General features: G+C 45.7%; 11 protein-coding genes. 6 read left to right on the top strand and 5 right to left on the bottom strand.

Annotated elements, in window-relative coordinates:
- Nucleotides 1-26: 26 nt before the first annotated feature.
- Nucleotides 27-1,292, bottom strand: a complete 1,266-nt coding sequence (locus NDI35_RS12660; protein WP_445313042.1) for a bifunctional folylpolyglutamate synthase/dihydrofolate synthase — start codon at nucleotides 1,290-1,292, stop codon at nucleotides 27-29.
- 151 nt (nucleotides 1,293-1,443) lie between these two features.
- Here NDI35_RS12660 and NDI35_RS12655 point away from each other — a divergent pair, with 151 nt between their 5' ends.
- Nucleotides 1,444-2,442, top strand: a complete 999-nt coding sequence (locus NDI35_RS12655; RefSeq protein ID WP_445313041.1) for a DNA cytosine methyltransferase — start codon at nucleotides 1,444-1,446, stop codon at nucleotides 2,440-2,442.
- 186 nt (nucleotides 2,443-2,628) lie between these two features.
- On the opposite strand, the gene NDI35_RS12650 is transcribed toward NDI35_RS12655, so the two are convergent.
- Together NDI35_RS12650 and rsmI are read right to left on the bottom strand one after the other, a co-directional pair.
- Nucleotides 2,629-3,846 (bottom strand): glycosyltransferase, encoded by a 1,218-nt coding sequence (locus NDI35_RS12650; protein ID WP_445313040.1) that lies wholly within the window; start codon nucleotides 3,844-3,846, stop codon nucleotides 2,629-2,631.
- A gap of 83 nt (nucleotides 3,847-3,929) precedes the next feature.
- Nucleotides 3,930-4,811, bottom strand: coding sequence for a 16S rRNA (cytidine(1402)-2'-O)-methyltransferase (rsmI, locus tag NDI35_RS12645; protein WP_445313039.1), 882 nt, complete (start codon nucleotides 4,809-4,811; stop codon nucleotides 3,930-3,932).
- A gap of 49 nt (nucleotides 4,812-4,860) precedes the next feature.
- Here rsmI and NDI35_RS12640 point away from each other — a divergent pair, with 49 nt between their 5' ends.
- The 5 genes from NDI35_RS12640 (at nucleotide 4,861) to NDI35_RS12620 (ending at nucleotide 23,306) form a co-directional block, all read left to right on the top strand.
- The gene (locus NDI35_RS12640) at nucleotides 4,861-5,718 is read left to right on the top strand and encodes a PfkB family carbohydrate kinase (RefSeq protein ID WP_445313038.1); all 858 of its coding nucleotides are present in this window, start codon (nucleotides 4,861-4,863) and stop codon (nucleotides 5,716-5,718) included.
- 232 nt (nucleotides 5,719-5,950) lie between these two features.
- A complete protein-coding gene (locus NDI35_RS12635) occupies nucleotides 5,951-7,075 on the top strand; it encodes a cupin-like domain-containing protein (protein WP_445313037.1) in 1,125 nt (374 codons plus the stop codon).
- A gap of 98 nt (nucleotides 7,076-7,173) precedes the next feature.
- Nucleotides 7,174-8,052, top strand: coding sequence for a 3'(2'),5'-bisphosphate nucleotidase CysQ family protein (locus NDI35_RS12630; protein WP_445313036.1), 879 nt, complete (start codon nucleotides 7,174-7,176; stop codon nucleotides 8,050-8,052).
- Between the two features lie 402 nt (nucleotides 8,053-8,454).
- Nucleotides 8,455-15,663 carry a DUF4347 domain-containing protein gene (locus NDI35_RS12625; RefSeq protein WP_445313035.1) on the top strand — a complete coding sequence of 2,403 codons (7,209 nt, stop codon included), beginning with the start codon at nucleotides 8,455-8,457 and terminating at the stop codon, nucleotides 15,661-15,663.
- 503 nt (nucleotides 15,664-16,166) lie between these two features.
- Nucleotides 16,167-23,306, top strand: coding sequence for a DUF4347 domain-containing protein (locus tag NDI35_RS12620; RefSeq protein ID WP_445313034.1), 7,140 nt, complete (start codon nucleotides 16,167-16,169; stop codon nucleotides 23,304-23,306).
- A gap of 271 nt (nucleotides 23,307-23,577) precedes the next feature.
- On the opposite strand, the gene dprA is transcribed toward NDI35_RS12620, so the two are convergent.
- Both dprA and NDI35_RS12610 read right to left on the bottom strand, forming a co-directional pair.
- Nucleotides 23,578-24,729, bottom strand: coding sequence for a DNA-processing protein DprA (gene dprA / locus NDI35_RS12615; RefSeq protein ID WP_445313033.1), 1,152 nt, complete (start codon nucleotides 24,727-24,729; stop codon nucleotides 23,578-23,580).
- A gap of 272 nt (nucleotides 24,730-25,001) precedes the next feature.
- Entirely contained in the window at nucleotides 25,002-25,655 is a 654-nt protein-coding gene (locus NDI35_RS12610) for a YdcF family protein (protein WP_445313032.1), read from the bottom strand.
- Between the last annotated feature and the right edge of the window lie 23 nt (nucleotides 25,656-25,678).

The following is a 25,678-nucleotide window of genomic DNA, read 5'->3' as shown; positions in this document are numbered from 1 at the left end:
ACAATTCTTCTTAAGGCAGGATGCGTTTAAGCTTGGGATTGTTGTTGTTGCAGAAAATAGCCGACGAGATAAAGCGAACCGCAAAGGATTGTTGGGTTGTCGCCTGTAACAGCAGCATCTAAAGCTGTTGTTAAGTCGGGGAAGGCTTGACAGAGAGTTAATTCGGGACAGAGAATTTGAGCTAGGGCGGCTAATTCTGCGGGGGATGATGAGTTTTGATCGGGTACCGGTACTAGGTAAAGTCGATCGCCCTTTTTGAGTAATGCTTTCAAAATATCATCGCAGTCTTTAGTCGCAAGAATGCCGATTACCCAGTTAATCGCTGACGGGTGATTGTTCAGGCGGTCGACATATTCACGCAGGGCGATGGCTGCGGCGGGGTTGTGCGCGCCGTCAATTAATATATTGCGGTTTTTCCAAGTTGTCTGCTGGAGTCTTCCGGGCCATTGGGTTTTGGCGATACCGTTTTCGATGGCGGTTGGGGAAATTTGCCATCCTTGGTTTTGGAGAGTTTGCAAAGTTGCGATCGCAATTGCTGAATTCATTAGTTGAATTTTTCCCAGCAGCGGCAATTGATATTTTATTTTAACCGCATTTTGATTTAACTGATATTCTGCGAATCCTTGTCCTAAATCTATTGCTGGTTTTACCCAAGTTGCCGGACAGTCTAATTCTTGAATGCGTTTTTCTACTACTATTCTAGCTGATTCTGGCAATTCTCCGATAACTGCCGGACATTTTGCTTTGAGAATTCCCGCTTTTTCCCCAGCAATATCTGCGACGGTGGGGCCGAGTATTTGCCAGTGTTCGAGACTGATAGAAGTAATGACGCTAGCGAGAGGTGTTTCGCAAACGTTAGTCGCGTCTAATCTTCCTCCTAATCCAGTTTCTATGACTGCGATGTCTGTTTTTTGTTCGGCGAAATACAGCCAAGCTGCTGCGGTGATTATTTCAAATTGAGTGGGAGTTTCGGTGTTATTTTCGGTGGCGGCGACAACTCGTTCTAAACACTGTTGCAATTCTGTTGGGGAAATCGGTTTTTGGTTGATGCAAATTCTTTCTGTCCAATCGATTAAGTGCGGGGATGTGTAGCGTCCAACTCGATAGCCTGCTTCTGTGAGTACGGAAGAGAGATAAGCGCAAACGGAACCTTTGCCATTGGTGCCGGCAATGTGGATAATGGGTAATTGTTGGTGGGGGTTGTCTAGTTTTTGGAGAAGTTGGTGAATTCTTTCTAAGCCAAGATGGACGCCGAAATGTTGGTAAGATTGGAGGAGAGATTCTGCATTCATTGAGGATGATAAATTCTGTTTGTGTGTGAATTATATTTTTTTATTAACCGCAGAGGGCGCAGAGGGCGCAGAGTGAGAGAAGAAAGAGATAGATATCTAAGAAAAGTGAGGTTTATAATTGATTTATTGTATTTATTGCGGGTGAAAAAAGGTGGCTTTGGATATTATTTCTCTGTTTTCGGGTTGTGGGGGGTTGGATTTGGGTTTTCGCTTAGCTGGGTTTAATCCGGTTTGGGCGAATGAATATGATAAGTCTATTTGGGATACGTATAATTTCAATCATCCTGAAACTATTTTAGATCGCAGAGATATCAGAAAAATCAAATCTGATGAAATTCCCAAATGTATTGGGATAATCGGCGGGCCTCCTTGTCAAAGTTGGAGTGAAGCGGGGGCGAAACGGGGGATTGATGACTGTCGGGGTCAACTTTTCTGGGAGTATATCAGAATTGTGCGGGACAAGCAGCCTTTGTTTTTTTTAGCTGAGAATGTTAGCGGTATTTTGGCTCCCAGAAATAAGGATGCTTTCACTTATATATTATCGCAGTTTGAGGACATCGGATATCGAGTTTCGTACAAGTTGGTGAATGCTAGAAATTTTGGGGTTCCGCAAGATAGGCAAAGGGTGATTGTTGTTGGCTATCGGCAGAATCTGGGTTTTGGTTTTGAGTTTCCCGAACCTGGAACCAATGTTTTGACGCTGAAAGATGCAATTTTTGATTTGCAGGCGATCGCCCCTATGTCAGTTAAGGGTAAATTAGATAATTATCACGATTCTGTCGCAAATCACGAATGTGCCGATTTGGGGTTTTCGAGCATTTATATGTCGCGGAATCGAGTTAGAAGTTGGTCAGAACCTTCGTTTACAATTCAGGCAAGCGGCAGACACGCACCTCTCCATCCTCAAGCTAGTAAAATGATTTTGGTTGGCAAAGACAAACGCATTTTTGACCCCAATTCGCCTCTGCCTTACCGTCGGCTTTCTGTGCGAGAGTGCGCGAGAGTTCAGACTTTCCCGGATGAGTTTATTTTTAAGTACAAGTATATTGCTGATGGATACAAAATGGTTGGCAATGCTGTTCCTGTGAATTTGGCTAGAGTTTTGGCAAGTAAGATTTTTGAGGATATTGTCATAGGGCATAGGGAATAGGGCATCGGTGTCAACGGAAGCCGACCATCTACCAGTCGCTAGGGAATGAATTCCACGGGGCTTTTAGCGAAAGTCCTCGCTATGAAGACTAATCTCAAATCCGTTGACATCAGAATTATTCATCTTTCTCTTCTCTTCCTCTGTGTCCTCTGTACCCTCTGCGGTTTAATCATTCCGAATTATCCGTCATTGAAACTTGGTTAACTCGCCGAGATTATGCTGAATCGCATTTGTCCCACGAATATGAGACAAGGGAGAACCTCCGTACAAAAAGCTATTCAAACTAACTTGATAATTTTGTTGAACTGCTAAATCTAGCCACAAATTGTTAATCACATCTCCCGGTTTGTAGTCGGGAATGTTGTGCTGATAATAAGGAAAACTGTCTATACAAGTATTGAAAAAGTTCTTGCGGCCGCAATTCTTTAAATACTGATAGCGCGGTTTGAATTCTGTTTGATTTTCTAATACTGTATATATAGTATCTGCGAGAGATTCTGGATCAAATTTGGCGTAAAGACCCGCACCTTCGGGGAAAACTGGCGAGTTGCCTCTGGCGTATTGGTTGAATTCTTCAAAACAAATTACTGGTAAGTTGCAACTCATGGCTTCGGTAATTCCCCGGTTTTTTCCTTCGAGGAGGGAACCGAGGACGAATGCTTGTGCTCGCGAATAATATGTGGGGATTTCGCTGTAGTAGTCAACTCTTGGCACTAAGTTAATGTAGTCGGAGGGATTGCCTAAAATTGCCTCGACTTGTCGCCATTCTTTTAATGCGTACTCGTCGAGAGTATTCAGGTTGCTAGCATCAAATTCGTGGCCGGTGACTACTGTTAATTTAATCGGTTTTTGCGGATATTTTTGGCGGTAAACTTTTAAGGCTTTGGCTATGATTGGCAAATTTTTTTCTTCGGAAATTCGGGCGACGGCTAACAAGTCGATGTCTTTGGCGGGGACGTTGCGCGGGGAAATTAAGTATTCGTTGATGAAGTCGGTGTCTTGCAGTGGTATGATTGGTTTGTGGGCGCGATCGGGATAAGTTTCGCGAAACCACTTATCTCGCTGCGGGTTTTTGTATAAACTTGAGTAGGCGTCAGCTATGGGGGCCCAGGAATAGGAGATTCCGGGGGAATAGGTGAAGGAGAAAAATACTGAGGAAAGTTGGGGAAAGAGTTTGTTGATGAGTTCGACTGCTTCGCTGAAGTAAATTCCTTTGATGAAACGCCCTTCGTAAAACAGTGGGGGAAGCAAGACGTAGAAACTGACGGTATCAAAGCGGTGAGGTTGGTCTTCAAATATCTCCCAGGTAAAGGCGTCTAAGTCTGCATAAATTTCGGCGATTGGTTTGTTGATGTGGGGGTTTCGTAAATATGGTTTTTGTCGATCGTAGTTTCCGCGTACCATATAATTCTTAGTGTGAGTATCTAGCTTTTTTTATTTAACCGCAGAGGCCGCAGAGGGCGCAGAGGAGAAGAGAAGAGAGATATTCACAAGTCATCTAAGGGTTGTTTTAGCGATTCATTGTCGCCAATTGTGAGGGCGAGTTGGTAGATTTGGCGGCGGGGGAGGGATGTTTGTTGCGCTAGCTGGCGGCTGGCTTGGGAACGAGTTACGCCTTCTGCAATTAATGTTTGCAATTCTGCTTTAATGGCGTCTTCGGAAAATACTGGTGCGGCTGTTTGGATACCGGCAATTACGAGGGTAAATTCTCCCTGGGGTTCGCGATTGGTGTAAAGTTCCATCGCACTTTCCATACTACCACGCCAAAACTCTTCGTGCATTTTAGTTAACTCTCTCGCCAGCACAATCTGTCTGTCGCTTCCCAAAGTATTTGCTAAATCTTGTAAAGTTTGCCGCAATCGGTGGGGAGATTCGTATAATATTATAGTGCGGGATTCTATTTGCAAAGCTTCTAAACTCTGTTGGCGTTCTTGACCTTTCACGGGTAAGAAACCTTCAAATACAAATCTATCTGTGGGTAATCCTGATGCAGTTATGCCAACAATGCATGCGGTCGGGCCGGGTATCGGAATAATGTTAATATTAGCATCGGCACAAGCTTTGACTAACTCGTATCCGGGGTCAGAAATTCCCGGCATTCCAGCATCGGTGACGAGGGCGATATCTTTGCCTAAATGCAGTTTGTCGATGAGTTCGGGAAGTCGCTGGTGTTGGTTGTGTTCGTGATAGCTGATTTGGGGAGTTTTAATTTGAAAATGGTGCAAGAGTTTGCCTGTATGGCGGGTATCTTCGGCGGCGATGAAGTCTGCTGTTTGCAATATTCGGATGGCGCGAAAGGTCATGTCTTCCAGGTTGCCGATCGGGGTTCCTACGATGTAAAGTGTTCCTGTATTGGGATTTGCTTGCATTTTAAGTTTGGGATTTTTTAACCGCAGATGAACGCGGATTAACGCAGATATGAAAACTGGATTGTTTTTGGGATTGGCGACTTTAGATTTAGTTTATTTGGCCGAGAAGCCTCCGGGTGAAAATCAGAAAGTAGTTGCTTCTGATTGTACCATTGCTGCGGGCGGGCCGGCGGCCAATGCTGCGGTCACTTTTAGCTATTTGGGGAATGCGGCGATATGGGCTGGCGTTTTGGGCACTCACGCGATCGCCCAATTAATTCGTGCAGACTTAGCGGAGTATAATGTCAGGATAATCGACTTGGAACCCGGGCGATCGCACTCGCCGCCAGTTTCCTCGATTATTGTAACTGAAGCAACCGGCGATCGATCGGTAATTTCCATCAATGCTACGAAATCGCAAGTTGACAGTCAAACAATTAACCATGATATTTTAACATCAGTTAGTATTGTACTGGTTGACGGACATCAAATCGCAGCCAGCCAAGAAATTGCTCAACTTGCCCACTCAAAAAACATTCCCATTGTCCTCGACGGTGGCAGTTGGAAACCCGGATTAGAGGAAATATTGCCTTTCGTTGAATGGGCGGTATGTTCCGAGAATTTCCTTCCACCCGACTGCGACAATTCAGAACAAGTCTTTGCTTACCTGTCAGCAGCCCGAATTTCCCATATTGCCATGACTCGCGGCGACAAATCAATTTTATACCTCAGCAATGGCAGTTACGGCACTATAGAAGTACCTCTAATTCAAGCCACAGATACTTTAGGCGCTGGCGACATCTTTCACGGCGCTTTCTGTCACTACATTTTGCAAAATAACTTTACAGATACTCTCACCGCAGCGGCTAAAATTGCTTCCCATTCCTGCAAAAACTTCGGAACCCGCGCCTGGATGAATAAGAGTTAATTTTAAATTAAAACTAACCAAACTATCCGGTCAAAACCCCTCAAAGCTAGAAAACTTGAACTGGCAACACCTGTTAAGTTAAAATCCTGACAGCAACCTCGACAAAATTTGTGAACTTCTCTCTTCTCTTCCTTCGCGCCCTTTGCGCCTTCGCGGTTCGTTAACAAAATTGCTATATTAGTAAGACAAGTTAAAGTCACACAAAACACTTCCAAAACAACATACCCGAATCATGCCTGACACCCAACCTCTAAGTATCACCCTTCCCCCTTTGCGGATTACCCTCACAGAACAGCAGCAAGTTAACCTAGAATGGCTGACACAAAATTTGCCCAATCTACTCACGCCAAGCAAACAAGAAATCCCCGACAATATGAAACAGTGGGTGGCGGCTAACAAATTATTAAATCAACCCGACGCCGAAATCATTCAAGCGCTAATAAATACCGGCATAGATGCGGAAACAGCCACCGCAGAAGTTAGGGAAATATCATCTCATCCCTACTTTCAAGCAGGTAGTCAGTACGTCCAGTTATTGCAGAAATTAGAATCGCATCTTAGGATTAGCAATCAATTAGCTGCATTGTCTTCCAAGTTTGGCACAATCGAACGCAAAGGCAGCCTTTCTAGAGAGTATTTTCTCGAAAATTACTACGCAAAAAATACTCCAGTAATTATTACCAATATTATGCACAACTGGAAAGCGTTGCAGTTGTGGACGCCGGAGTATTTGCAGCAAAAATATGGCGATGCAGAGGTACAAATTCAAGCTAACCGCAATTCCGACCCGAATTACGAAATTAAGATAGAAAATCACAAAAAAATTGTTTTGTTCCGCAAATATGTAGAGATGGTGGTCAAGGGCGGGCCTAGCAACGACTACTACATGGTTGCTAACAACAAAACTCTAGAAAGAGAGGAATTTAAATCCCTATTCGACGACATTGAAATTTTCCCAGAATACCTAAATCCAACGGACACAAAAGGCAGAGTTTTCTTTTGGTTCGGCCCGAAAGGCACGATTACACCGCTGCACCATGACCCAGTTAATTTAATTTTAGCTCAAGTGTCAGGTCGCAAACTAATTAAATTGATTTCTCCGCAACAAACACCTCTGCTTTACAATCACGTCGGAGTTTTCAGCAAGGTTGACGGCGAAAATCCCGATTATGACAAATACCCGCTTTACAGAGACGCGAAAATTATTGAAGTGATTTTGGAACCGGGAGAAGCTATCTTTATTCCTGTCGGTTGGTGGCACCATGTAAAATCCTTAGAGGTTAGTATTTCGGTTTCGTTTACTAATTTTGTGTTTCCCAATTATTATGAATGGAAATATCCTCATATTAATTGGTAAATGCTAATGTATTTTTCCCAGGGGCGGGCACAGGGGTACCGCCCCTACAGAAATCTGCGTTAATCGGCGTTCATCTGCGGTTCACAAAAAAGAAATTCATGAAAACTCTCGAAGAAATCAGCGAAATTGCCCGATCGATCGCCTGGAGTGCATCAGATATCCTACAATCCTATTATCGCCAGGATTCCAACACTCCTAACCTCGACATCCAAGAGAAAAAAGATGGCCCCGTCACCGCCGCCGATGTCGCTGTCAATTCTTACATTCTCGACCAATTGCAGTCGGCTTTAGGGAATGCAGAATTTGGCTATCTCAGCGAAGAAACTTACAAATCTTATTTAGAAACTTATGGTAAAGTTCCCTTACCTCAAAGTTGGGTTTGGATTATTGACCCTTTGGATGGAACGCGAGATTTTATTGACAGGACAGGTGAATTTGCAGTTCACATTGCTTTAGCATTCGAGGGAAGACCGGTATTGGCAGTTGTGGCTTGGCCACAACAGCAAAAGATTTATTACGCAATCCGCGATGCGGGTGCTTTTATGGAAAATCGGGACGGTTCTGGGGTCAGATTGCAGGTTTCGGCGCGAAATATAGTGGCAGATTTATCTATAGTAACTAGCCGCAGTCACCGGGGCGAGCGCTTTAATCAATTGTTACAAAAACTACCTTGTCAAAATCAAATAGCTGTCGGTAGTATCGGCTGTAAAATTGCGACAATTGTCGAACAAAAAGCTGATGTTTATATTGCGCTTTCGGGAAAGTCTGCACCGAAAGATTGGGATTTAGCGGCGCCAGAATTAATTTTGACTGAAGCGGGCGGTCAATTTACTCGTTTTGACGGTTCTACTTTGCAATATAACCGGGGAGATGTGAGTCAGTGGGGGGGATTGTTGGCGAGTAACGGTTGCTGTCACGCTGCTTTGTGCGGGCAAGCCGAGCAGATTTTAGCGGGGATAGATGGGGGTTTGAAGTAATCAAAAGTTTAGTAGGGTGCGTTAGAAGACCGTATTTTCTGCACGACTAATTGCTGACGCACCCTAAAGTATTTATCAAAATTGCTGAGTTTTAAATTTCTGTACAATTGCACTTACGTTTCACAAATATTTGTGGTAAACTAATCTCGCATTCGTTACCGTAATAATACTTAAGTATTTTTCACATTTTTATCAAAAATTTAATTAACCAGGTATTTTTTAAGAAAAATTTACAGCTTTTCTGTAAAAAAACTGTTAGGGTTACGACAAAAGATCAGGACTCACCGGGTTTTTACGGAGAAAGGGTGTGTCTGTATAAATAAAAATTGATAGATAGTTTCGGACGCCTGTCACGAAATAGCGGAATTTTTGTATTTTTTTGAAACCCCAGTCAGGTGGATTATGCCCAATTTAAATATTCCAGTTTCAGTAAGGTCGATCGCCTTTATCGACACTCAAGTTGAAGATTATCAAAGTTTAATTGCCGGAGTAACACCGGGTACGGAAGTAGTCATTTTGGATGGGAATAAAGATGCGATCGACCAAATTACTGATATTTTAGGCGCTCGCAGCAATATTGACAGCATTCACATAGTTTCTCATGGCAGTTCAGGCAGCTTGCAACTCGGCGACGGTAGCTTGAGTTTAGATGATATAGAGTGCGATCGGCATGATCTACAGCAGTGGTTTTCGCCACGAACCGACTCAATCCTCAACTATCGACCTCACATTCTTTTGTATGGCTGCAACGTAGCAGCAGGCGAGACAGGTAAAGCATTTATAAAACGCCTGAGTGAGTTAACCGGCGCCTCGGTTGCTGCTTCGCAAAACCTTACCGGAAGTGCAGCAAAAGGCGGTGACTGGTTCCTAGAAGTAACAGCAGAGAAAATTGCCACACCTTTAGCATTTCGACCAGAAGTGCTGGCAGCTTACAACCACGTTCTCTCCAGCTTCAGTACGGCTACTAACTTTAGTGCGGGCTTTTCGCCGACGGCAACTCCTCTTTCAATTGGTACGGGCGACTTTAACGGCGACGGTTTCCCCGACTTAGCCGTGGTAAATCTCAACTCCAGAGATATTTCCATATTGTTGGGGACAGGTACGGGTAGCTTTGGTACTGCTACTAACTTATTTAACCCCGGCAACGAGAATCCCTTTTTCAGTGTAGTGCGCGACTTTAATGGAGACGGCAACCTCGATTTAGCTGTCGCCAATCCTCTCAGTGGCGCTAACGGCGATTTCGTTTCCATCCGGCTGGGGACAGGTACTGGCACTTTTGGCAATCCTACCAACTTTGGTCAAGGGATAAATCCTAGATCGATAGCTGCGGGCGACTTTAATGGAGATGACAGGTTAGATTTAGCCACAGCCCCTTTGAGTGGTAACAACCTTTCAATTCTTTTGGGAGACGGTACCGGTAGCTTTAGCACTCCCGTTAGCATTAATGCAGGACCCTCTCTTTCTATTGCCACAGCCGATTTTAATGGCGATGACCAACTCGATTTAGTCACGTCGAATAATACCGCAACTAACAATATCTCAGTTTTGTTAGGAGATGGTACGGGGAACTTTAGCGCCCCCGTTAACTTTAGTGCGGGGACGGGGAATCACTTTGTCGTTACAGGCGACTTTAATGGCGACAGCAAACTCGATCTCGCCGTATCGAACACTGGTTCTAACAACGTTTCAGTCTTGTTGGGGGATGGTACGGGTAATTTTGGTACTACTACCAATTTTAGTGTCGGCTCATCTCCCGAATCTGTAATTACGGGCGACTTTAATGGCGACGGGAAACTCGATTTAGCCGCGTCTAACGGCGGAGATAACAATGTCTCAGTCTTGTTGGGGGATGGTACTGGTAATTTTGGTACTGCTGTCAATTTTAGTGTAGGAACTATTCCCCGTTCGATCGCTGCGGCAGATTTTAATGCTGACGGCCAGTTGGATTTAGCGACGCCGAACTTTACCTCTAAAGATGTTTCAATTCTGCTAAATACACCCAATACAGTTAATTTAGGTGCGACTACTTACAGCGGTACAGAAGGAGCAACAGACACAGTAGTTAATATTCCCGTCACCATCAGCGGTCGCACTCCTTTGAGCGATGTAGTTGTACCAATTGTCATCGACCCCAGCAGCACAGCCACCGAGAATTCAGACTACACCATTTCCCCTCCCTCGATTACATTCCCCGCAGGTGCAACAGGTGCGGAACTCACCCAGAATGTTGCAGTTACTATCAAACCTGATAATCTCCCTGAGAACGATGAAACCACAATCCTCAACTTTGACACAATTACAGGTGGAGTTGCCGGTACAATCGCTCAAACCACACTAACTATTGCTGCTAACGGTCAACCTTCAAGTCTGAGTCCGTACCAAATCGACCTCAAAACAGGCACAATTACTGGTCAACCAAACCCGTTTATTTCTCTAGTAAATACCCCTACCGACTCAAACGCAGATAGTTGGTTTGAAGCGGTAGCCAAAATCAATTTTGATGGCAACATCAAAAAAGCGAAATTTATCGTTGAATACGACCAAACCCCATCAGGCTGGACGGTAAATCTCGGCGACTCTGGGTCAAACGACGGCTATGGAGGGGATGCAACCACTCAAAGCCGCGATGCCGAGATGAACATTGTTAACGGCAATATGAGCGTTTTCGGCAATGACTACAATACACCTCCTGGCGGAGAACTTACCCAAGGAAATGTGCCTAACTTTGTTAGTAATGGTTCCCGTGTCGAGTTTGAAGTCAGTAACGAACAACTTGGGTGGGATAACAAAAACGGGCTAAAAAATAGCTTGAATTCGCCATATCTTTACGCCCTCAACGGTCAACCTGATGCTACGGGGCCAGTCAATTCCGAGATTTACGCCGGATTTAACAGGGTGATTTCAGGGCCAGGCGATCGCATCGGATCGGGTGCTAGCAAGGTGACAATTCTGCTTAATCCGATCGACTACGCCATTAGTGCTGGCGTTGCAACCGTTACAGAAGGCAATGCCGGCACAACTGCTGCCACTTTTACTGTTACTCGCAGCGGTTGCACTGAGTTGGCGAGCACAGTAGATTATGCGATCGCGGGTACTGCTGACAGTAGCGACTACAACAACATCGGCGGCACATCCGGTGCAACTGCTGCGACTGGTACGATTAATTTTGCAGCGGGCGAGACATCGAAAACCATTACTCTTGATGTTTTAGGCGATGCGGCGATCGAAACCAATGAAACCCTTGAGGTTACGCTGTCAAATCCCTCGGTATTAGATTCTACACCGACAATTACCATTGCTACCGCCACCACAACTATTACTAATGATGATGTAGCGCCACCGACACCGACGCCAACGCCAACACCAGTCACTCCCACACCAACGCCGACACCAGTCACTCCCACACCAACGCCGACAACTGAGACTCCCACACCAACGCCGACACCAGTCACTCCCACACCAACGCCGACAACTGAGACTCCCACACCAACGCCGACAACTGGTACACCAACACCAACGCCGACAACTGAGACTCCCACACCAACGCCGACAACTGAGACTCCCACACCAACGCCGACACCAGTCACTCCCACACCAACGCCGACACCAGTCACTCCCACACCAACGCCGACACCAGTCACTCCCACACCAACGCCGACAACTGAGACTCCCACACCAACGCCGACAACTGAGACTCCCACACCAACGCCGACAACTGAGACTCCCACACCAACGCCGACAACTGAGACTCCCACACCAACGCCGACAACTGAGACTCCCACACCAACGCCGACAACTGAGACTCCCACACCAACGCCGACAACTGAGACTCCCACACCAACGCCGACAACTGAGACTCCCACACCAACGCCGACACCAGTCACTCCCACACCAACGCCGACAACTGAGACTCCCACACCTGTTGGTACCATCGACACACAGAAGAATTGGTGCGGCGTAGAAGCTGGATTGGATAAACTTGAGAAAATTCTTGACGACCAATTACAAACAATTAACCTACCCATTGTCGGCCCCCTCAAGGACATTTCCCCAGATTTTATTGGCAATATCAAGACTAAGTTAGTCGATACGATTAAAAATCAGGGAAATCAAACTCTAAGCCAGTTAGAAACTAGCCTTCGCACTGCACTGGGATCTGACTTCAATGTTGCTCTAACTGAGAATTCTAGCGCTGATGAAAGTACCTTGCTAATTACTCTTGGCAAGCAATATCAATTTCCAGATCTCAATCTCTCGCAAAATTTAGGAGTACCAGCCTTAAGCTTAGATGTAGATGGAAAAGCGAAATCAAAATACAACTACAACTTGTCCCTAGGAGTTGGTGTTAGTAAAGATTTCGCCTGCTACATAGATACTGACAAAACCAAGTTAACCGCCAACCTTGACTTGAACCTAGATGACCAATTCAAGGCTAAAGGCAACTTAGGTTTTTTCCAAGTTGACTTGGCCAACGATACCAACAACCCTACTAAAGTCGATGCCAACCTTGAAGTTAAGCTCAATGACTTAGACAATCTGGGCGGCCCGAATGATGGAGCTCGCCTCACCTTGCCAGAACTGCAAGGCAACTATCAGTTTAAAGACTTATTCAATGCCAACTTAACGACCAATGCTAATCTCGGTCTCACCGCAAATACCAGCATCAACGGCAATGCTGCATTCCCCTCCTATAACTTCGAGTTAGCAGTTGATTGGCCGATCCTAAATTACGCTAACGGTCAATTAACCGGGCCGCAAAAGCCCGCAGTTGCATTTAACAATATGCAACTCGATTTGGGGACATTTGTCAATAATTTTGCCAAACCAATTATCGGGAAAATTTCTGATGTCATTAAACCATTTCGACCAGTTATCAACTTCCTCAATGCCGACACCAAGTTACTGTCTACACTAGGTCTAGCGGGGGAATTTGATAAAAATGGGGATGGCATAGTCAGCGTACTAGAACTGGCAGCAAAAATATCTGGTCGCGATATCGATACTCGCTTTTTAGATGCGGTTGCCAAGGTTGATAAAGTTGTTGATTTGGCAAACCAGATAGCAAACTCTCCCGATAAAATCGACTTTGGTTCCTACACTCTGGAGAATATAGATGTTTCCGATCAAAGTGCTAATCTTCAGAATGCTTCCCCAGTTCCAAAGACTGCTATACAGCAAACCCCCAACGAACAAATCAACTCCCAAACAAGCGCCACTGTCAAGGATTTCTTAAATGCTTTACAAGATATTGATGGCTTTGATTTGCCACTCTTGACTCAACCGGAAACCGCGATTCAATTACTGATAGGTAAACCGGATGTTCCGGTATTCAGCTATCAGATGCCCCAACTGGGATTTGACTTTAATATCGATCAAAAATTTCCAATTTGGGGGCCGCTCGAGGGTTTACTGGAAGGGAATTTTAGTGCTTCAGCTCATCTAGGATTTGGGTACGATACCTACGGATTAGACCAGTGGAAAAACTCGAATTTTGCTGCGGGTTCTGCTGACCAAGTTTTGAATGGATTTTATGTGAGCGATCGCGAAAATGCTGACGGTACAGGGCCAGATGTTGACGAACTCAGTCTTGACGCTAGTATTGCGGTGGGTGCGGGGATAGATGCGAAAATTGTCGAGGGTTATGTCAAAGGTGGAATTCAAGGAAAAGTCGGCATCGATTTGATAGATATTGGAGAATTCCAGCCCAAACAAGGCGGTGACGGCAAAATCCGAGTATCAGAAATCACTTCCCGCATCAGTCAACCCTCGGTACTGTTTGATGTAACAGGACAAGTTAATGCTTTCTTGGGCGCTGAAGCTAAGGTAATTTCAGTCAAATTCTGTGAGAAAACCATTCCAGCAGTAAAAGTTTGGACGCCCTGGGGTCGCAAAAAGATCACCCCTGAAATCAAGATACCTTATCCTTGTGGATTTGATTACAAAACAGTCTACGATAATAACTTTGCCACATTTGAGTTAGCTAGCTTTAGTTTGGGGCCGAGTTCTAGCACTAGGGGCAGAGCAATTAACGGTTACATGGCTGGGGCGACTGTTTTCTTCGATGCCAACTTTAATGGAGTCAAAGATGACAATGAACCGTTCTCAATTACTAATGCAGATGGCAGCTTTGACTTAGATGTCTCTCTTGACCAATTCGACAAAAATAATAGTGGCGACCTCGAACCGGATGAAGGCAAAATTGTACTCATAGACGGCATCAACACCTCTACTTATTTGCCGCAGCAAACGCCCCTATTTGCCACACCAGATGCTACTGTCGTCACTCCATTAACTACCCTATGGACCGAGTTAATCGAGCAAGGTACTGACCCTAATCAGGCGCAAATTCAGGTAAAATCTGCACTGGGAGTGTCGTCAGGAATTGACTTGACTAGCTACGACCCGTTACAGGGAATTACTCAAAACGATCCGAACGGTTTGGCGGTTTATGCAGTCCACGCTCAGGTACAAAATACCATTGTTTTAGTCACAGATTTAATTAGCGGTGCTTCAACTACCGCTAAAAATGAGATTGCCTCTAGCGTGATTTCCGCCATTGCTAATCAACTTAAATCTGGTTCTCTAGATTTAAGTAATTCCACCCAAGTGCAAGCGATTATTCAGTCGGCGACGAGTCAACTGCAAGTACCGCAAGTATCTAGTATTGCTTCGGATGCCGCCAAAATTATTGCCGAGGGAAATCAGCGAATAAAGGCCCTGGCATCCAGCAATTCCTCGCCCTCAGATGCCGCGACAGAAATCGCCCGCATACAAAAAGTCGCACAAGGAGAAGTAGCCCAAGATTTACTGCAAGTCGCAGCCGGAAATAAAACGATTCAGTCGGCGATTTCCGAAAATACTGGTGCATCTCTAAATACCCAAATTCAGTCGGCTACAGCTAACAATCCAACAGTCCGTAATACTTTAGATACTGATGACTCCAGTACGCCATCTACACCCGATGAACCATTCCCAGAAAGCGGTATTGAATTCGTTAAAGATGGGGAAAATACTACCGAAAGCACAGATGGCGACGATACCATTATGGGCAGCGCTAGCGATGATATAGTGCGCGGTAGAAAAGGAAATGACTTGCTGTTTAGTCTTGATGGCAATGATTGGATGAATGGCAATCAGGGGAACGACTTAACAGATGGTGGAATTGGTGACGATACTCTCTACGGCGGAAAGGGTTTTGATACTTTGACTGGTGGCGCCGGCAATGACTTCCTTTCTGGCAATCGAGGTGAAGATATGCTAATTGGTGAAAAGGGCGAGGATACCCTCTACGGCGGTCAAGGCAATGATATTCTGCTAGGAGGTCAGGGTAACGATTTCCTCAGTGGCGATTTGGGGGATGATACCTTAGTAGGGGATGTAGGGAGCGATCGCTTCTTATTATCTACCAATTCCGGTATTGATACAATCGATGACTTTGAAGTCGGTCAAGACTTGTTAGTATTGGGTAACGGGCTGACTTTCTCGCAATTGGCAATTGCCGAAGATAGGGGTGCAATTTTAATCCGGTTTGCACAAACTGGGGAGATTTTAGCTTCTCTGGGTGGTGTTTCTGCTAGCAGTATTAGCGCTGCGAATTTCGGATTGATTTAAGAAATATGTGGGTTCAAGCACTTATTCTATCGGAGTTTGAAGTAAGTACGTGAAGCGAAGCTATCCCGTAGGGAATCGCCCGTAAAGATGGTAACGAATAAGTTTTAGGGGCGGGTTTTACCAAAAATAATTGCCTAAAACCAATTATCTCGTAAACCCGCCCCCACCCTTGCCCGAAAGTCCGCCAGGGGTTGAAACGAACGGCCCAACCGGATCGCAGATATGTATCAAAAATCCCGATCTTAATATTTCAGTATAATGACACTTGCTATTGAAGTGTCTTTGTGTTATGTCATCCTCCTCGCGCTGGCTCATCCCTAATATTACTTAATAAATTTTCCCATCTTTATCAAAACTTTAATTACAAAAGTGTTTATAAAGAAAACTTTATATAGATTTTTAGAAAAAACAGTTATTGTTACTACAACCTTCAGAAAGTGTTTCGGACGCAAGTCGCGAAACAGGGGAATCGTTGTCTTTTTTTAGCTATTAGTAGGTGCAGTATGCCAAATTTAAATAATCAAGTTTCACCAAGTGCGATCGCCTTTATAGATACGAAAGTAGAAAATTATCAAGGTTTGATTGCCGGGGTAAAACCGGGTACGGAAGTAGTCGTTTTGGATGGGAACCGGGATGCGATCGACCAAATTACTCAAATATTAGCTCTTCGTACTAATATTGACAGCATTCACATCGTTTCTCACGGTGCTCCCGGCAGCTTGCAAGTCGGCGACGGTAGCTTGAGTTTAGATGATATAGAGTGCGATCGGGATTCTCTACAGCAATGGTTTTCGCCACAAACCGACTCAAGGAGCAAAAATCGACCTAATATCCTGCTGTACGGGTGTTCCGTAGCAGCAGGCGAGACAGGAAAAGCATTTGTCAAACGCTTGAGTGAGTTAACCGGCGCTAGTGTTGCAGCTTCGGAAAACCTCACCGGAAGTGTAGCAAAAGGCGGCGACTGGGAACTGGAAGTCCGAACTGGGGAAATAGAAACGCCGCTGGTATTTGAAGCCGAAGTATTAGCAGGTTACGAGTATGTTCTGCCTACTTTTGATCCGGCAACGAATTTTCCCATAACCTACAGTCTCCGTAAAGTTGCCAGTGGCGATTTTAACAAAGACGGCAATCTGGACCTAGCCTTTGCCAGCACTGGAGTTAATCGCAACGTCTCGATCGCACTGGGAGATGGCACTGGCAAATTTGGCGCTGCCACTAATCTTAACACCAGCCCGCCAAGCGATCTCTATACCTGGTCTGTCGCTGTAGCCGACTTTAACAAAGACGGCAATTCTGACTTAGTTACGGCCAATAATTTGACTAACAACGTTTCTCTCCTGTTAGGAAATGGCGATGGCACTTTTGGTGCAGCCACCTACTTTGGTGTGGGGTCAAGTCCGTATACCGTCGCTGTGGGAGACTTCAACGGGGACGGCAATTCTGACTTAGCTACAGCCAATCAAACCTCTAACAACGTCTCCATCTTGCCCGGTAATGGTAATGGTACTTTTGGCGCAGTTACTAATTTGAGCGTGGGGTCAACTCCTTCTTTTGTGCTTGTCGGCGACTTTAACAAGGATGGCAAGTCTGACTTTGCGACAGCGAACTCGGGTTCTAGCAGCGTATCCATCGTGTTGCAGAATGCTGATGGCACTTTCGCCCTCGCCACTAACTTTCCCGTTGGAAATAACCCTAATTACATTGCTTTAGGAGACTTTAATGGGGACAATAATCCTGACTTAGCAACCAGCAATGAAGGCTCAAACAACGTATCAATACTGTTAGGAGATGGCACGGGAAACTTTAGTGCCGCTACCAACTTTGGCGTTGGAACACAACCCCTTGCTATTGCTAGTGGTGACTTCAATGCCGATGGAAAAGTCGATTTAGCCACAGCCAACAATGAATCGGGCAATGTCTCCGTCTTGTTTGGAAGTGGCAATGGCAGCTTTGGGACTGCCACTAATTTTCTTGTGGGAACCAATCCCCAAGGTATTGTTGTAGGCGATTTTAACAAAGATGGCTTATCCGATTTAGCTACGGCGAACTTTGGCTCTCAAAACACCTCAATTCTGCTAAATACACCCAATACAGTTAATTTCGGGGCTGCAACTTACAGCGGTACAGAAGGAACAACAGACACAGTAGTTAATATTCCCGTCACCCTCAGCGGTGGCACACCCTTCAGTGATGTAGTTGTACCAATTGTCATCGACCTCAGCAGCACAGCCACCGAAAATTCCGACTACGCCTTTTCGCCTACCTCGATTACATTCCCCGCAGGTGCAACAGGTGACGCACTTACCCAGAATGTTGCATTTACTATCAAACCTGACAATCTCCCTGAGAACGATGAAACCGCAATCCTCAACTTTGGCACAATCACCGGAGGCATTGCCGGTACAACGCCTCAAACAACATTAACTATTGCAGCAAACGGTACAGTTTCTTATGCCATTGCCGCCGGTAGTGCCAGCATTGCCGAAGGCAATACCGACACAAAACCTCTGACTTTCACCGCGACTCGCAGCGGCGACACAGGCGGGGCAAGTAGCGTCAATTATACCATTGGAGGAACAGCTACAAACGTCAGCGATTACAACAACATCGGTGGCACTTCAGGGGCAACTACTGCTACTGGCACAATTAATTTTGCCGCCGATGAAACATCCAAAACCATTACTCTCGATGTATTAGGCGACACCCTAGTTGAACCCGACGAAACCATAGCCGTCACCCTTTCCAATCCCACCAACCCGGGCGTAACCCCGACCATTACCACTGCTACCGCTACCACAACTATTACTAATGATGACAAAGCTGGCTTTACTATTAACCCAACAGCATTAACTACAACTGAAGTCGGTGGCACTGCTACCTTCACAGTCAAACTCAATTCTCAACCCACTGCTGACGTTACCATCGCTTTGAGGAGTGACAATCTTGCAGAAGGAACAGTTTCAACTAATAGCTTAACTTTCACTACTGCTAACTACGATCAACCGCAACCAATCACGGTGAGTGGTGTTGACGATTTAGTAGCTGATGGCCCTATACCTTACAAAATTGTCACCGCTGCTGGTGTGAGTACCGATGTTAATTACAATAACCTCGATCCTGAAGATGTCACCGTCACCAACAGTGACAATGAAACTCCGGGAATTACGGTGAATCCGACGGCGGGATTAACTACTGGTGAAGATGGCACCAAGGCTAACTTTACTGTGGTTCTGAATACTCAGCCAACTGCTGATGTGACTATCGGTTTAAACAGTGACAATGTTGCAGAAGGAACAGTATCAACTAATAGTTTAACTTTCACTCCGGTTAACTGGAATATAGCGCAACCAGTAACAGTAACAGGGGTTGAGGATAGCATTGCTGACGGCGATATTGATTACAAAATTGTCACGGCGGCTACTGTTAGTACAGATGCGAATTACAGCAACAAAGATGTAGCGGATGTTAGCATTACCAATAAGGACGATGATACCGCTGGTATTTCTATTACTCCCACAGCAACAACTGCTACAGAAGGCGGCGCGACGGGCAATTATGCGATCGAGTTAACGTCACAGCCGATCGCTCCTGTTACCATTAACTTTAATGCCCCAAGTGAAATAAATGCGATCGCGCCTGTTATCTTTGACAGCACGAATTGGAATGTTGCCAAAACAGTCACAGTTACCGCTACCAACGATAGTAAAGCCGAAGGATCGCACAGCGGCACGATCGCTCACACTGTTACCAGTACCGACACTAAGTATAGCGGCACAACAATTCAGGATGTCAATGTAGCGATTACCGACAACGACACAGCAGGTGTCAGCATTACACCTACGAGCACAACTGCTGCAGAAGGCGGCGCGGATGGCAGTTATGGCATCAAGTTAATGTCACAGCCGATCGCCCCTGTTACTATTACTCTCACAACAGGTGAGCAGATTCAGGCGATCGCGCCTATCACTTTCACTACCCTTAATTGGGATAGTGTTCAAACCGTTACGGTGAAAGCTGTTGAGGATACGGTTGTCGAAGGAGCGCACAGCGGTACTATCACTCACAGTGTGAGTGGGGGTGATGCTAAGTATAATCTAGTTGTGGTTCCAGGGGTGACAGTGGCGATTACGGATAACGATGTAGCGCCAACACCAACGCCACCACCGACGCCGACACCAACACCGACGCCGACAACTGGTACTCCGAAACCGACGCCAACGCCGACAACTGGTACTCCGACGCCGACGCCGACGCCGACAACTGGTACTCCGACACCAACGCCGACACCGACAACTGGTACTCCGACACCAACGCCGACGCCGACAACTGGTACTCCGACTCCAACACCGACAACTGGTACTCCGACACCAACGCCGACACCGACAACTGGTACTCCGACACCAACGCCGACAACTGGTACTCCGACTCCAACACCGACAACTGGTACTCCGACGCCAACGCCGACAACTGGCACTCCGACGCCAACGCCGACGCCGACAACTGGCACTCCGACGCCAACGCCGACAACTGGCACTCCGACGCCAACGCCGACGCCGACAACTGGCACTCCGACGCCAACGCCGACGCCGACAACTGGCACTCCGACGCCAACGCCAGTCACTACAGGAACAGGCAACCCAAACATATTCCCGATCGGATTACCGAAATCTAATGAAACTCCTTTGGGAATAACGGAACCTAACAATCAGATTCTTAGTATTCCCACGGTAAATTTTTCCCCAGCTACTTACCAAGTTAATGAAAGTCCGACAGGAATCGTTCAGAAACAAATTACCCTCACTCGCACTGGGGATCTAAGCAACTTTTCCACGGTGTGGCTAGAACCTCCTACTGGTTCAGCGACTTTGGGAATAGATTGGAACGTTCCGCCCAATTTCTCTCCTCAACTCACCTTTAACCCAGGCGAAAATAGCAAAACTTTCACAATTGACATTTTTCCCGATGGTCAATTTGAGGGAACAGAAGAAATTGCGTTTCGGATCGCCAATGGGGGGGTTAATTTCAATATCGGCACCCAAAACACTGCCACTTTGCAAATTTTGGATGCTCAGGGGCCTCCTACAATTAATTTTTCCCAAGCTACTTACCAAGTCAATGAAAGTCCCACAGGAATCGTTCAGAAACAAATTACCCTCACTCGCACTGGGAATCTAAACACCTTTTCCAGGGTGTACCTAGAACTTCCTACTGGTTCAGCGACTTACGGAACAGATTGGAACGTTCCGCCCAATTTCTCTCCTGAACTCACCTTTAACCCAGGCGAAAATAGCAAAACTTTCACAATTGACATTTTTCCGGATGGTCAATTTGAAGGAACAGAAGAAATTGCGTTTCAGATTACTAATCGGGATAATGCGATTATTGGCCTCCAAAATACTGCTACCTTGCAAATTTTCGATGCTGAGGGGCCTCCTACAATTAATTTCTCCCCAGCTACTTACCAAGTCAATGAAAGTCGCACAGGAATCGTTCAGAAACAAATTACCCTCACTCGCACTGGGAATCTAAACAACTTTTCCAGGGTGTACCTAGAACCTCCTACTGGTTCAGCGACTTTCGGAACAGATTGGAACGTTCCGCCCAATTTCTCTCCTGAACTCACCTTTAACCCAGGCGAAAATACCAAAACTTTCACAATTAACGTTGTTCCGGATGCTCAATTTGAGGGAACAGAAGAAATTGCGTTTCGGATCACCAATCGGGATAATTCCATTATTGGCACCCAAAACACTGCCAGTCTGAAAATTATCGATGCTGAATCTACACTCAACAACCGCGCGCCGGTGGTGACTAATTCCATCAGGAATCAAGGTTTTGGCATTTACCGCAGCGACTTCAATTTGACTCTTGCTCCCGACACGTTTACTGATTATGATCCAGGTGACAGCCTCACTTACTCGTACTCCATAACTCCAAACCCGTACTTGCTCTCCCTCGGGCTGACCCTCGACCCCAATACCGGCACCATCATTCCACCCGATTGGCTTAAGTTCGACCCGAATACGCGGACCTTTAGCGTGAATTTCGATGCGGGAAAAGCCTTCTCAAACATCAATTTCCCAATTAAGGTGACAGCAACGGACAATGCCGGTGCCAGTGTCAGCGACGACTTTAACCTGCAATTTAGCAGCACCGGCGTAGTGATTGACGGTTATATCTCCGGTGCAACTCTCTTCCTCGATGCCAACAAAAACGGCATCCTCGACACCAACGAACCATCCACCACCACCGATAGCAACGGTAAATTCAATCTCAACATCCCCTTCGAGACATTCGACACCAATAAAAACGGAGAAATCGACCCATCAGAAGGCAATCTAGTAGCCATAGGAGGCATTGACACCGCCACCGGATTACCCCTAGAAACACCAGTCACCGCACCACCAGATTCTAGTGTAGTCACCCTCCTAACCACCTTAGTCGCCGACTTAAGCGACAAAGGAATTGCACTAGAAGAAGCCCAATCTTTAGTCAAAGCAGCCCTTTCTCTCCCCGCTGATGTTGACCTAACTAGCTTCGATCCAATAGAAGCTACCAACAACAACGTACCGGGCGGCGTCCAAGTCTTAGCAGAAATGGTGAAAGTCCAAAACTTCATCACCCAAGCCAGCGCTTTGATTGACGGTGCATCCAGTGCAGCTAGTCACGATATTGTCAAAGCTGTTGTCAGTTCAATTACCAATCAAATTCAATCAGGTACAGTCTTAAACCTGAGTAATGCAGCAGCCTTAGAACCAATCATTCAGCAAGCAGCCGCTAAAATCCAGCAAATAGACCCCAGTTTCAACTCTCAACAAGTCAGCCAAATTACATCGCAAGCAGCGACAGTAATGGCAACAGCCAATCAGCGCATTGATGCGGCTGTCTCCAACCCAACAGCAACATCAATTCCTGAATCACTTGCCCGCCTCCAACAAGTAGCCTTGGGCCCAACTACTCAAGACTTCAAAGAAGTTGGTACCGGAAATAAACCTATTTCCCAGCTAGTTGCTGACAATACTGGTACTGCTTTAGATAGCAGAATTGAAGCTGTAATATTGCCTGTTGGGATTGCAACTCCTGTTGTCAGCGGCGATGCTGATTTGGGTAGCAATTCCCCGAATGCAATTCTCGGTACCAATGGCGACGATATCCTGACGGGCGACAGCGGGAATAATGTCTTGATGGGGATGAGGGGCAATGATTCCCTCGATGGAGTTCTGGGGAATGACACTATTTTCGGAGGCAAAGGTAGCGATACAATCCTGGGAAGTAGCGGTGATGATGTCTTATTTGGCAACCGTGGTGCTGACATTTTGAATGGCGATGATGGTAATGATATTCTTTACGGAGGTAAGGGAGATGATTTACTCAATGGCGGTTTGGGAATTGATACTTTGGTAGGAGGAATGGGAGTAGATAAGTTCCTACTCTCTACAAATTCCGGTACTGATACAATTACTGATTTTGAAGTCGGTAAAGACTTATTAGTATTGGGTAACGGGTTGAGTTTCTCGCAATTGGCGATTGCTCAAGATAGCGGTTCAACATTAATCCGGTTTGCACAAACAGGGGAGATTTTAGCTTCTCTCAATGGTGTTTCTGCTAGCAGTATTAGCGCTGCGAATTTCGGATTGCTTTAAAGGTTCGTAATGAGGACTTGAGTCCTTATTATTCTTCAGTCTCTTAGAGAGGGACTTCGTTTGTCTCTATGCGGTTTCAACCGCTGACTATCAAAGCCTTGATCCCCCCTAACCCCCCTTAAAAAGGGGAGTAGGGGGTGGGACAAAAATCTTCTCAAAGTCCCCCTTCTTAAGGGGGATTTAGGGGGATCTGGCCTCGGCGGTAAACGAGAGATAAAGAGGGTTTTAGACTTAAGTTGACAGCAATGGCCTAAACCGTATTACTTACAAATCAGCACCGCTGATATCGCATTCCCGGTAACTGCGAAACTAATCCCAACAATTCCAACTGCAAAAGTATACTAGAAACTCTTCCCGCTTCTAATCCCGCTGCTTCGACAATTACATCAAAAGAAATCGGCCCAGATACGATCGCACTTAACACCTTAGCCAATTCCGGCTCCAACGGCGGCCCTTGCTTCTCAACCGTCGGATTTGGGGGAAATAGCGACAACTGCTCGGCATTATCCAATTTTGGCATAGCTCCGAGCATTTCCAATAACCTGTCTTCGCTTAACAGTCGATCGCTACTCGGCAGAATCGGATGAGCACCTTTACTCAGCAACTCCAAACAACCAAAAGAACGCTCATCATCCAATCTGCCCGTCAAAACATACACATCCCGGCAAAAATCATTCGCTTGATAAGCAGTAATTAAAGCACCCGATTTATGCGGAGCTTCTATCACGATTGTAGCGCGGCTTAAGCCAGCAATTATGCGATTGCGGCGCGGAAAATTAGTTTTATTCGGTTGAGTACCGGCCGGATATTCACTAATTACCAATCCCTGCTGCAAAATGCGATCGCACAACCTCTCATTTTGTTTAGGATATACAATATCTACTCCCGTCCCCACTACTGCGAAAGTCCTTCCTCCCGCCTCCAAACAGCCTGTATGAGCCTCTGTATCAATGCCTGCAGCCAATCCCGAAACCACAGTAAAATTACTTTTAGCCAAAGCCGTACTAATTTTGCGACTCCACCTTCTGCCGTATTCCGAAGGGCTGCGAGTACCAACCATCGCCACTGTCGGCGTAATTCCTTGATTCTCTTTGCGATCGATATTACCACGATAATACAACACTGGTGGCGGATTGGGAATTTCCAATAATAAGCGGGGATAATCTGGATCGGCGGGCGTCCAAAAACAGGGATTTTTTATAAGATGTTTTTCGATAAATTCTTCGGGATTGAGTTTAGTGCGTTCTTGCACAATGGTTTCAATTATCTGCTTGCCAAACCCTTCGATTCGCATTAAATCTACTGGTTTTGCCGCCCAAGCTTCTGCCAAACTATTGAAATTTTGGTGCAATCTTTGCAACAAAATCGGCCCGATACCGTTAATTTGCGACCATGCTAACCAGTAAGCGCGTTCTTCTAGCAACGAGTTACCCTCAACTTATCTGAGAATAATTTTATCATTTTTGGTTGAATGAATAGTAGGGAAACGGCATTGCCATGTCCTGTATTCCTTGGGTAGGGAAATGGCACTGCCGTGGCCTGTATTTTCACAGATGCCCGGGTAAGGAAACGGCACTGCCGTGTCCTGTATTTACACGTATTTAAAACTGCTATATAAATTTTTTTTTACGAACCGCGAAGGCGCGTTAGCGCTAGAACGCGAAGAGAATTAAGAGGGAGGTTGACAATTACTGGCTAAGCTTTCCAATCAACGAAACGGGCGTAAATATAAGCAATAATTTCTCCGATTACAGTCCGAAAACCTTCGCTGGATTTCCACCATTCTTGTGAGTTGTAATCTTGCGGTTCCGCCGCTATAATCCCGACTTTAGTGTCAGGATTCAGCACTTCTTTGAAAACAATCCAACTTCTGCGGGCGTGAGGGCCAAAAGAATAAAGATTAATTGACTCAACTTTTATGGGAGAAGCAGCCAGCCAATCGCGAAGTGCGATCGCAGAAGCAGCAGTGCGGTGTTTCAAAACATTCGCGGCTGGTACTGCTACTAATTTGTTTTTATCAAATCCTAGTGCAATACAAGTCGCGGCAGTTAGTGCGGCATAATTTTTATATTCAGCGAGATAGTAGCCTTTACTTAAAGGAACTCCTGTGGTAATTAATTGGCTGTATTCGCCTTTTTTGAATTCGGCGATCGCACTTTCGATCGCATAATCCGGCAACCAGCCTTCGACAACCAATATCTCTGCTTTAATCGGCGCATTTACCGCCAAAAACGGATGGATATTTGTGAGAATTAAAAGCATTAAAATTATCAACCCCGCGCTTGCAATTACCCAACCTTCCCTAGTAATTGCCCAGATTTCTCGACGACGGATTAAACGAATTCTCATTATTATAGCCGAAGGAAGAAAAT

The sequence above is a fragment of the Microcoleus vaginatus FACHB-2002 genome, assembly GCF_040004035.1.
GTDB classification, from domain to species: Bacteria; Cyanobacteriota; Cyanobacteriia; order Cyanobacteriales; family Microcoleaceae; genus Microcoleus; species Microcoleus vaginatus_C.
Note: the sequence above shows the minus strand (reverse complement) of the source record. Positions and strands in the feature narration are given on the sequence as shown.

Excerpts from the sequence above, each read along its gene's own strand:
- NDI35_RS12610 (WP_445313032.1), bottom strand. The coding sequence starts at position 25,655 with ATGAGAATTCGTTTAATCCGTCGTCGAGAAATCTGGGCAATTACTAGG.
- NDI35_RS12630 (WP_445313036.1), top strand. The coding sequence starts at position 7,174 with ATGAAAACTCTCGAAGAAATCAGCGAAATTGCCCGATCGATCGCCTGG.
- NDI35_RS12660 (WP_445313042.1), bottom strand. The coding sequence starts at position 1,292 with ATGAATGCAGAATCTCTCCTCCAATCTTACCAACATTTCGGCGTCCAT.
- NDI35_RS12640 (WP_445313038.1), top strand. The coding sequence starts at position 4,861 with ATGAAAACTGGATTGTTTTTGGGATTGGCGACTTTAGATTTAGTTTAT.
- rsmI (WP_445313039.1), bottom strand. The coding sequence starts at position 4,811 with ATGCAAGCAAATCCCAATACAGGAACACTTTACATCGTAGGAACCCCG.
- NDI35_RS12620 (WP_445313034.1), top strand. The coding sequence starts at position 16,167 with ATGCCAAATTTAAATAATCAAGTTTCACCAAGTGCGATCGCCTTTATA.
- NDI35_RS12625 (WP_445313035.1), top strand. The coding sequence starts at position 8,455 with ATGCCCAATTTAAATATTCCAGTTTCAGTAAGGTCGATCGCCTTTATC.
- NDI35_RS12650 (WP_445313040.1), bottom strand. The coding sequence starts at position 3,846 with ATGGTACGCGGAAACTACGATCGACAAAAACCATATTTACGAAACCCC.
- NDI35_RS12635 (WP_445313037.1), top strand. The coding sequence starts at position 5,951 with ATGCCTGACACCCAACCTCTAAGTATCACCCTTCCCCCTTTGCGGATT.